7 protein-coding genes and 1 pseudogene are annotated in these 10426 nt (G+C 59.0%); 7 read left to right on the forward strand and 1 reads right to left on the reverse strand.

Annotated elements, in window-relative coordinates:
• The 7 genes and pseudogenes from H926_RS0100870 to H926_RS0100915 form a co-directional block, all read left to right on the forward strand.
• Nucleotides 1-1441: tyrosine-type recombinase/integrase (locus H926_RS0100870; protein ID WP_371256211.1), on the forward strand; the 1441-nt coding region annotated here is incomplete at its 5' end.
• A gap of 1521 nt (nt 1442-2962) precedes the next feature.
• Nucleotides 2963-3088: pseudogene (locus tag H926_RS32135) on the forward strand (IS3 family transposase); the annotation flags it as partial.
• A gap of 63 nt (nt 3089-3151) precedes the next feature.
• Nucleotides 3152-4489 (forward strand): metallophosphoesterase, encoded by a 1338-nt coding sequence (locus H926_RS0100895; RefSeq protein ID WP_022674625.1) that lies wholly within the window; start codon nt 3152-3154, stop codon nt 4487-4489.
• Nucleotides 4486-5577: a GTPase-associated system all-helical protein GASH gene (locus tag H926_RS0100900; RefSeq protein ID WP_022674626.1), complete on the forward strand. Its 1092-nt coding sequence runs from the start codon at nt 4486-4488 to the stop codon at nt 5575-5577. The genes H926_RS0100895 and H926_RS0100900 overlap by 4 nt, the downstream gene beginning before the upstream one ends.
• 2 nt (nt 5578-5579) lie before the next feature.
• Nucleotides 5580-6596 carry a GTPase domain-containing protein gene (locus H926_RS24935; protein WP_022674627.1) on the forward strand — a complete coding sequence of 339 codons (1017 nt, stop codon included), beginning with the start codon at nt 5580-5582 and terminating at the stop codon, nt 6594-6596.
• Nucleotides 6593-7519 (forward strand): hypothetical protein, encoded by a 927-nt coding sequence (locus H926_RS0100910; protein WP_022674628.1) that lies wholly within the window; start codon nt 6593-6595, stop codon nt 7517-7519. The genes H926_RS24935 and H926_RS0100910 overlap by 4 nt, the downstream gene beginning before the upstream one ends.
• 2 nt (nt 7520-7521) lie before the next feature.
• Nucleotides 7522-9543: a hypothetical protein gene (locus H926_RS0100915; RefSeq protein ID WP_043607170.1), complete on the forward strand. Its 2022-nt coding sequence runs from the start codon at nt 7522-7524 to the stop codon at nt 9541-9543.
• 301 nt (nt 9544-9844) lie between these two features.
• Here H926_RS0100915 and H926_RS0100920 read toward each other — a convergent pair whose 3' ends face one another.
• A complete protein-coding gene (locus H926_RS0100920; RefSeq protein WP_028657410.1) occupies nt 9845-10054 on the reverse strand; it encodes an AlpA family transcriptional regulator in 210 nt (69 codons plus the stop codon).
• Nucleotides 10055-10426: the final 372 nt, after the last annotated feature.

Below are 10426 nucleotides of genomic sequence, written 5' to 3' on the forward strand. Positions count from 1 at the left end.
CAAATCCTGCCCCCGCAACCAGATCAAATCATACCAAACCGCCTCAGGAAAACCCGAGGCGGTTTTTTTATGCCTATTTTCCGTAGCTTACTCTCGAGTCGCGACGTCTCAGGCTGATGCTCTGGCCCCCATCCAACACCAGGACGTCGATTTGCATTTGGGGGTATTTTGTGGGGTAATCGCTGCAATTCCAGCGGAGTACCCCCACATGGCGCTCAAGGAACTCGAAGTCCGCTACGCAACCAAGCGGCAAAAGGACTATAAGCTCGCCGGTGGCGAGGGCCTGTACCTCCGCGTTCGGCCCAATGGCTCGAAGCTTTGGCGAATGAAGTATCGGTTCGACGGCAAGGAGAAGCTGCTCTCCTTTGGCCGCTATCCCGATCTCAGCCTTGCCGAGGCGCGGCTGCGCCGCGCCGAAGCCAGGGTGGCGCTGGGGCAGGGCAGGGACCCTGGCGCCAGCAACAGGTCGCCAGCCGGCAAGACGTTCGAGCAGGCGGCACGGGCCTGGCACGAAAACCGCGAGGGCAATCTCGATGAAGGCCATGCCAGGCGGCTGATGACGCGGCTTGAGCGCGATGCCTTCCCAGTGCTCGGCAATCGGCCGCTGCGGTCCATCACCAGCGCCGACGTGCTGGCCATGGTTCGGACGGTGGAAGCGCGCGGGGCGCTCGACGTCAGCCGGCGCATCAAGCAGCATGTGAGTCAAATCTATCGCTTCGCGATCCCGCAAGGCTGGGCTGATCAGGATCCGGCGGCATATCTGTCTGACTTGCTGAAGCCGAAACCGCGGGTTCGCCACATGGCGCGGGTCGGTCTGCAGGAACTGCCCGCGCTGGTTCGGGCAATCGACAGCTACGACGGCGAGGAGAATCCGCGCCGTCGTGCCGTGACGCGCGCAGCGTTGCTGTTCACGCTGCTGACCTGGGCACGGACCAACGAAACCCGGCTTGCGCGGTGGGAAGAGTTTGAGCAACTCGACGGGCCGGAGCCGCTCTGGCGCGTGCCAGCAGCGCGGATGAAGATGGAGCGAGAGCATCTCGTGCCGCTATCGCGCCAGGTTGTGTCGCTGCTCAGCGACGTTAGGACCTATTCGACGGGCGCTTACGTGTTTGGCGGTGACAAGCTCGGGCAGCCGATTTCTCAGAACACCATGATTTATGGTTGCTACCGCATGGGATATCGCGGTCGACAGACGGTCCATGGCTTCCGCGGTCTGGCCTCCACCTGGGCCAACGAAGCCGAGTGCTATCGCGCCGATTGGATCGAGATGGCACTTGCCCACGTCGACCGCGATGATGTCCGCAGCGCCTATAACAGCGCGCTGTACTTGTCGCCGCGCCGGCGTATGCTCCAGCATTGGGCGGATCACGTGTTCGGCTTGCTGACGCCAATTGGCGACATCGATCACCTTGAAGGTCTCGAACTGGCTCATACGGCCTGACATGGGCCTACTGGCAAACTGGGGATTAGCGATAGGATGCTGCACCCGCTCCGGCCGAAAGGGCGCGGCGGTGCTCGCCCCAATAGCGGCCGTTCAGGCGGGCGAGCCCGTACGCCGAAAGCCGTCGTTTATTCATCAATGTCGCTGGCCCCATGAACAGCCTGGTTTGGTGGGGAGCTGCCATCTGCGCCATGCTGAACCAACGGCGGCTAACAAGTCGCTCGATCAGCCCCCCAATACAGCAAAGTTAGAGGGAGCAGACTGTCGTCAATCGGCCTCTTCAATGCGGATGCAAGCTCGGAAAACGCCACGCTCTTTGTCTTGCCGGTGCCAGATATCAACGACATTATAGTATTTAAAGTAGCCCGGCGGTGTGTCAATCGAGAGGTATTCCCCAATACGGGGTAGGAACTCAAACTCCGCCGTGAATAGCGGCTTCAAAGCGTCCTCGTGGTCAAAGGCTTCTACAGTTGGCATTGAAATAGGTTACCAACGCGCAAGAATGTCCGCAACTGGGCGCGAAATGTCATCTTGACCATCGCCTCGTCCTCCGTCCCGATCGCCCTCATAGCGGCCGTCCAGGCCCCTGAGTTCGTCTGCCGGAAGCGGTCGTTTGTTTATCGATGTCGCTGGCCCCAGGAATGGCCTGGGTTGGTGGCGGAACTGACGTTCCAGCATTGATGAGCAATCGGTGGTTATTGGGTCGACTGCCTGCGACCTCCTACGGTGGTAAAGGCTGGGGGAGCGGAATGGCGAATTCCCATTGGCGGTGGTCGCGAAGCGGCCTAGACTGAGCTGGTAGAGGTTGAATCAATTGACGACGGGCATTCGCATTGGCGGGCGGTATCTCATCGACGGGTATCCCGCTACCGTAGTCGGCATTGTTGCCGACCGTCAGTTTGACGCGGAATACCCTGCGGATGAATGGGCGGATGTTCTCGGAACGGGCATCCTTGTTAGGGATGATCAAGCGGGACTGATACATTATCCCGACCTCGTAGACATCCGCATCGAACCCCTATGACGGCAGATGGTGGTAAGCGGCCTCAGCTCGAAGCGCCTCGGCGGCGCTGGCGCGAACGAAGCCATGCAGACGCACCTGCCTGCGCGGGGAGCAACAGAAGCGTAAGAAAGACGATTGATCGGTCCCGCAAGCAGGTTCCTGTAACGTCGCAGGGAGCCCAACCTGTTATGAGCATGTAAAATCCGGTCGCGAGCCAAAGCACAACAGAGGCCACGGCGAACACTGCCCACTCGATTGCCGATCGCCAGGACATCCTATACCTCTCGGGAATGACTTGCGCGCATCAACACACCGCTCAGTATGACAGCGTGAACCGATGTCCGCAACTGGGCGCGAGCCGCCGATTTGGGCATCGTCCTTTCGTCTGCAGCGATCGCCGCAATTGCTGACGTTGAGGGACCCAGTCTGCGACGTCGGAACCCGTCATTCGTTCACCGGCGCCGCGGGGCGCTGGATTGACGAGGGCTGGGGACAAGTCTGAACCCGCTGACGCTGGAGCCCGGCAGGAGATGTTCGATTGCGTCGAGACGTTCTACAACGCGGTGCGCAAGCAGGTCAGGAACGGTATGCTGTCGCCCGTCGAGTTCGAACGGCACCAGATTTTGAAAGTGGAATGCATCTAGAAAACTAGGGGCTACTCAACAACGCGACCAAGGCAATCAGCAGGAATTCTCCAAGGGGCAGACATGAGCGACGGAACACTGAGGTTCATTCATCTATCGGATATCCACTTCAGCAACCGGGTCGCACGGTTCGGTTTCGATCCTGATCGGGAACTGCGAAGCCGGATCGTCGATGATGTCAGGGGCATGCGTGAGAAGCTTGGCGATGCGACGGCAATCTTGGTGTCTGGCGACATCGCCTATGCCGGTCAACGAGCAGAATATGACGACGCGGCGAGATGGCTGAATGAAATATGCGATGCTGCAGGCTGTGCTCGGTCCGAGGTCCGGCTCTGCCCCGGAAACCACGATATCGATCAGAGCGTCATCAGGCTCAACCCGCTCATTCAGGATGGGCACAATGCCGTTCGCCGGGAGGAGAGATATTACGATCGATGCAATGCGCTCGATCAAAGGCTCAACCAGACCGAGGCGCGTGCGATGTTCTACTCGCCGCTGGCCGGTTACAACGAGTTCGCAGCGCGCTACGAGTCCTCGTTTTTCGCTGACGAGACCAGCTTCGTCTGGGAACGCGATTTCGCATTGAATGACGGCAGCACCCTACGCGTCAGAGGCTTGAACACGGCGCTGCTTTCAGGTCCGGGGGACCGTGAAGGCAGCATGTTTCTGGGTTCCCGTGCGACAACGTTGCATCGGCAGGCTGGCGTTGAATATCTGACTATGTCACACCATCCGCCGAATTGGCTGCTGGACAAACGGGAGACCGAGCAGGCCCTAGACGGAGACGCTAGGATCCAACTGTTCGGGCACGAGCATGAATCTCGCGTCATGCCCGGGCGGGACTGGGTCAAGCTCTTCGCCGGTGCGGTCAACCCACACCGCAGCGAGCCAAACTGGCACCCCGGCTACAACGTTATCGAGGTCAGGGTGCAAGATGGCGCGGAGAGGAAACTCCATGTCGACGTCTACGCGCGTGAATGGCAGGGAAGCCCTCCTCAGTTTCGGTTCATTGAGGACCGTGGAAATGTCGAGTTCCATCACGTAGAGTTGGCCTTGGATAAACTTCCTGAAGGTTGGCGTTCGCCGTGGATCGAAGAGGAGGAGGCGAGCCCGCCCGCGTCAGGAGTAAGCCAGGGAACTTCGGCAGATATCGAATCTTCCCACGGGACGGAGATGCCCATGGTGACGAAGCAGCAGCGGTTCCGGGACATCGTATATCGTTTCTTCAGCCGCAACCTGTCGGAGAAGAACGAGATCGTCGGCACTCTAAAGCTGGTGGTCGAGGAGGATAGCCGTCTGGTCGACGTGGAGCGATTCAAACTGCAACTAAAACGTGCACGCGAGCGGGACCAGCTCGACGCGCTCGATGAAATGATCAAGAAGCTGGAGGCGGGTGCGTGAGCGAGGCGTTGAAACGAGCAGGCATTCTGTACGGGAAAATAGGACTCAACACGCCACGCGAGACAATCGGGGCGCGCCTGCCCGCCATTGCGGCCGCCGGCGAGGCTGTGTCTGCCGAATCCATTCCCGAACTGGTCGGGGTGATGCTGGGAACCCATGACGCCGAGGATGCCGGTTTTCTCGAACATTTCCGGGCGGACCCGACCTTCGACGTCCGGCCGGCTGACAAGGAGGCAGCGCTTCTCGCCACGGCTATCTCCGACCATGCGATGATCGAGAGTAGGTGGTCCGGAGAGCTGGCTTTGGCCATCCTGACTGCATCCGTCGGCGGAATGCGGTCCTTTTCAATCCCAAGCGACATCCTCACACTGGCCGACGAAGCATTGACTGCAAATCAGGTACATGAGGTCAGCAAGCCGTCCAAACTCAAAAAAGTCCCTATTCCTGCGGCAATTACGGAGAATATCGCTGAATTGAAAGGGATTAACGCGATGCACAGCTTTCTTCCACAGATCATGAACTCGCTTACTTCTTTGATCGACAGGATATCAGCGCACACCGTGACAATGTCCGGGCATATCGCCACGGCTAACAACGGTATGTTGGACTACATCGCCAAGCTCGAGGATGAGATGCGTGCCCACTGGTGGATAGTAGGCGGTCTTAGCTACGAGGCCGACGGCTTCTTCAAGGATATGAAGATAGAGAAGGCCGCCGCAATCGCAGGATGGGAACTGGCCGGTAAACACAGCGGCAACTACGGCCTGCACGCCGCCCCAGCACTGCTGGACCTCGTCATCGAGAAGGGACGGGCCAAACTTCCCGACATCACGCTTTCCGACGTGCCGAAGTCCATCGACCTGGCGTGGCGCAAGAAGACGTTCGAGCCTATCAGCTCCAGTCCGGTCGCTTCCCATCTGCCCCTCTCGACGATGCTCGGCCTCGCCGCCGGAGCGGACGACGAAGAGGATTGGAAGCCGGCTTTCAAGCGCAAGACCGGATTGGATGCAGATGTCAAGGTAAAGCCCCTTTATCTTGCGGTGCAGTTCTACCGCGAGCGCCTCGCTCACAAGTTTCTTTCGATCTGACAATGGATCTTCGAGCCTTTACTTGCAGTCAGAACGGCTGCGACGGGCCCCGCTCCGGGATCTGCATCAACACGCTTCCGTTCGACGAATGTCCCGATGTCATCCGCGCAGAGGATGTCGAGGACGAGGAGGCGCAACCGGAACAGGCGGGCTCGGCCGATCATCAGGCGGAGATGGACATGGTCGTCACCCCTGGAGGCCGAAGCCTCACCGCCGAGCGATGCGACGCGCTTCTCCGGGAACGCGGCGGTGTGGTGATCGGTATCGTGGCCGGGCCGGCGGTGGGAAAGACCACGCTGATAGGCACCATCTACGAACTCATCCACCGCGCGAGGATGAAGGACTTTGGGTTTGCAGGTTCCGAGACGCTTAGAGGATATGAGGAGCGGACGTTCCTCGCCCGTATGGCCTCGAAGAAAACGAAACCGGACACGCCCCGAACGAGGCACGAATTGACGTTCACCCATCTGCGGATCGCCACCGGGCATGGGAAAACGGACGTGTTCTTTGCCGACCGCCCCGGCGAGAACTTCGATGTCGCACTCGGACAGACGAAGGATTTCGCAACATTCACCGAACTCGCCCGATCGACGGTGATCCTCCTCATGGTGGATCTCAAGGAACTGATGGAGAAGCCACAGCCCATAATGTCCAGCATCCGCCGGCTATTCATGGCCATGGAACAGCACGGATCGCTTGCTAACAAGCGGCTGTTCCTCCTAGGCACGAAGGCAGATCTCCTGACCGCAGATGGTCAGCGCGACGCCGCTGTTCTGCGCCTAGAACAGATGCGAAGCGACCTTGAAACAAGGTCGAGCACAGGCGCGAAGCCCATCACGGTCGTGGTCTCGTCACGTGCACCTAAAGGCACGAACAGGGTCGGTGAAGGGGTGGAGCAACTCCTAAGCGAGATCCTGCAACCTCTCCCCCCTTCACCATTCACCCTCGGATCCACGTCTCCCAGCACACCGACGGCATTGGACTCACTCATGGTGGCAATGAGGAGGAAACACTCATGAGAAAGCTGCTAATCGTCGGCATGCCGGAGTCTGGAAAGAGCACCTACATTGGGGCGCTCCGTCACATTCTTTTGGCAAAAGATGTGGAAACGGACCTCGAAATCACGAATCTCGCCGACAGTGAGAAGCATCTCAACCAGCTCGAAGACCATTGGCTTTCCTGCAAGCCTATGGAACGGACCAAGACTTCGAACGAAGCCTGGGTGCAACTCAACGTTCGTGACAAGTTCACCGGAGCGGAGAGTTCGCTTGAGATCCCTGATTTGCGGGGTGAAAACTTCGAGCACCCTGCTGCCGGTGGCTGTCCAAGGCCACTTTATGAGGCACTCATAGCCTCTGACGGCATCACCCTGTTTACCAATGCGAACAGGGAGAACGACTGCCTTCTGATCGACGACTTTGGCGACATGTTCGATGAGGATGAGGACGAAAAGCAAGAGGTTGAAATTGGAGCGAGCGGGAGGCTCGAAGAGCATAACGCGGCGAAAGCGGGTTCAGTGGGAGAAACGCGTGATGCCGCGGCTGGAGAGCCTCGGCCAGTCAGGTTCCAGCCGGAGAATATGAGCGAGGAAGTCAAGATCGTCGAATTCCTGCAGCTAGCCAATCGGCGCCCGGAGCATCCGCGTCTTCGCAAACTTGCGCTGATCGTCTCTGCCTGGGACCTCGTCGCCGACGAACAGGACATGACGCCGGCCAAATGGCTTGAAGCCAAGCGGCCCATGCTGAACCAATTCCTCGCGAACAACGACGACCTTTGGGAATTGCGCATCTATGGCGTTAGTGCCCAAGGGGGGCGGCTTCCAGAAAGAAAGGCGGAATTCGAGGGGATGATGAACCAATCAAAGCGGATCCTTGTCGTAGGCGTTGAAGCCGGACAGCACGATCTGACGGCCCCTTTACGATGGCTGATTGCGGGCGGCTGACGATGGACACTCGCATCATCAAAATAGATCAAGCGATCCACGGATACGCTCGCGGTCATAAGGAACTGGCCAGTTCTATAGAGCTGGACGACCGTTCGCGCGCGACCATGCTGATGATGAGCGACCTTCTCGCAGTGTCCGACCTGCAGCCTGATGAAACCTACCTGACCGTCTACCCTCTAAAGTCAGCCTCTCGACACGTCATCGCTCGAACATGGCCCGCAGGGCGGGCCTACAGGCCCGGAAGCGTTTGGACGCATTCACTCATCCTTGACTACCAGTCGCTCACCCTGATCCACGATCTCATGGGGCTCATGTCCCTATTCGAAAGGCCCTCCAACCTTACGGGCGATCTCCATCTCGGCCCGATCCTGATTGAGGCCGACGGCCTTTCATCCCCCCCGTTCCGCGATGACGGCAGAGCGTCGATCGCCCTCGAGCAGCTTTATGGCTCTCACCCGAGAGAACTAATCCTGCTGCCGTGTAGAAAACGCTACCAAGATGAGATGCTCACCTTGGCGCTGTGGCGCCAGATGTGGCCGGGACTGCGACGTGACTTCCTGGCAATCACCAACTCTGGCGATGGGACGGTGCCGCTCGAAAGCAGCTGCATGCTTCGCTTCGTTCGAGATCGGGCGACCATGCCAGTGGAAACAGACCCCTATATATCCTCGGGCATCAACTGCCTGGACGATGACCTTCCCCTCCCCGGTCCCACTCCGCTCCGATCCTTTATCGCTCGCTACGCAATTGAAAGCAAAGTGCCGCGTCGCATGGCCGCCAGTCTCGCCAACATTTGGGAGGACCAGCGCAGGCCTGCATTCACCCAGCTGAAAAAGCTGCGGGAGATGACGGACGGAAACCCGCTACCGCGCCTGACCCGGCATGTTCTGACGCATGGCGTCACCCAAGTGGAGCAGGCCGAAGCCTTAATTGACCTTGTGCGGATCGCGCGCGATGAGAACCTCGACGTCGATCTGAGCCCAATCATCGAGTTGGCGTCTCATCTGAGCCTGCGCGATCTGCGCACCGCGTTGGACATAGCGCGAAGCGCCACCCCCGACAGTTTCGGCTCGACTTTCTACGCCGGCGTCGTCGAGCATCTGCCGCTCGATGCCATTGTTGATGTCGCACGAGACGATGAGCGACTCCCCATGGCAAAGATCCGCCGCGAACTGCTCTCCGTCTCATCATTCTGGCCGGCCTCCGACGATCTGCGTGCCGCCCTCATCGCACTCATAACACCCAGTGCGGCCGACCTTCACGGTCTTGTCGCGATTTTCGGAGAATCAATCGGACCGAATGCAATGGTTGCGATCATGGCATTGGTCGACAAGTTGCCCCTCAGTGAAGCGGCGTCTCTGCTCCACAGCCAGAACCACTTGGTCAGGCATTCGATCGCATTCTGGTTCGCATCATCGCCAGACAGGATGCAAAGTCTCGTCGGAATGAAAGGCAGCCTCGACCGGCAGACTGTAATTCTGCTCGCAAGCGCCCTGATCCATGGCGACTTGCCACCGAGAGCGCCCGACACATGGGCAGCCCTCATCAACGACGCGCTCCAACCCGAAAATACGCGTCCCGCCGCCCTGAATGTGATTGGCTTCATCTGCGCACTCGCAACACGTTCAGAAGAATCCTACGGCTTGGCCTGTTCGGTTTTTGATCCGCTTGACCAATCAATTCGAAACAAAAAACTCTCCGGGGTGGAGGAGAAATACCTGACGAAGTTCCTGGCCACGCTATCGAGCTCGAGGTCACCTCGCAAGGCGCTTGTGCAGGCAACCCTCACACGATGGCCACTAAATAAATCTAACATCAAGGCTTTTGGCATAACCCGTAGTGCTGTTGTTCATGAAGAAATTGTAGATGAAATACTCATTCGGAATAACGCCGACGAACTGAAGAGGGTGTTGGACGCACCGGGCCTGCCGGAGCATGCGCGCGACAGGATGGTCCATCGCCTGAAGGCGCCGAAGACGCCCAAAAGCGCCAATCCTTGGTGGTGGCTATTCGGAGAATGACTGCAGCCATTTGCCTAACTGGTTTACAGGCGTTATGGCTCTCCGAGGTGCCTCATGAATGGACATACCAGATGTATTGCGGGATTTGCGAGCAAAACGCCCCCAGGTGCCGATTTAAGTAACGCAGAAGCGGCGCGTCGCAACAATCCATCGTGGACCAAGTTGGGAACGGCAGCTTACCTCCATTCCAAATACAGACCGGACAGTCGCGATCGTCCGCAACCCCGGACATTCCCGCTAGGCCGACTTTTATTCGTGGCCGGCGCGTGTCTGTGCTAGGATTTGCAATGGGGCGGCGCTGCTATCGAACGTCGTCGACCCGATAGAACATGGGATTGCGCATCCATTCACGGATGGCAGATTCCCGCCAGCCGGTGCAGCGCGTGGCGATGCGCACCTGCTTGGGAAACGTGCCCGCCTGGATCTTGCGATAGAGGGTGGCGCGGGTCAGGCCGGTGCGATCGAGCACGGCGTTGAGGCGAAGAATACGGTCCGGCGGCTGTTCGGTCATGGCGTGGTCTTCCTGTGCTGTGGCTGGTTCTCTTGCTCCTTCGCTGTGAGATTTGCTGGTCTGTGGCCGGCGTCAAGAGTGCCGAAAACGGTGCCAAAGCACTGAATCTACGCCTGATCACGCCAGCACTGCCGATTGTACGCCAGAGCGAGAAAAGAAATTTTGAGGCTCGTGCAGATTGTGTCTCAGGCCGTCTCGGCCTGACCGCGCTCTCCTTCCGCTGCGCTCCAGCCGAGCCGGCGCTGCCGTTTCGTCGGTCTACCGGTACGATCGCTGACGCATGGCCCGGCCCTGCTGGCCGGTCCTGTCGGTACGCCTCTGCCTCCCCTCCGGTAGTCGCCGCGCTTTGGTTGCGCGGCGGCGTCTGCCTCG

The organism is Novosphingobium sp. B-7 (assembly GCF_000410615.1).
Classification (GTDB): Bacteria; Pseudomonadota; Alphaproteobacteria; order Sphingomonadales; family Sphingomonadaceae; genus Novosphingobium; species Novosphingobium capsulatum.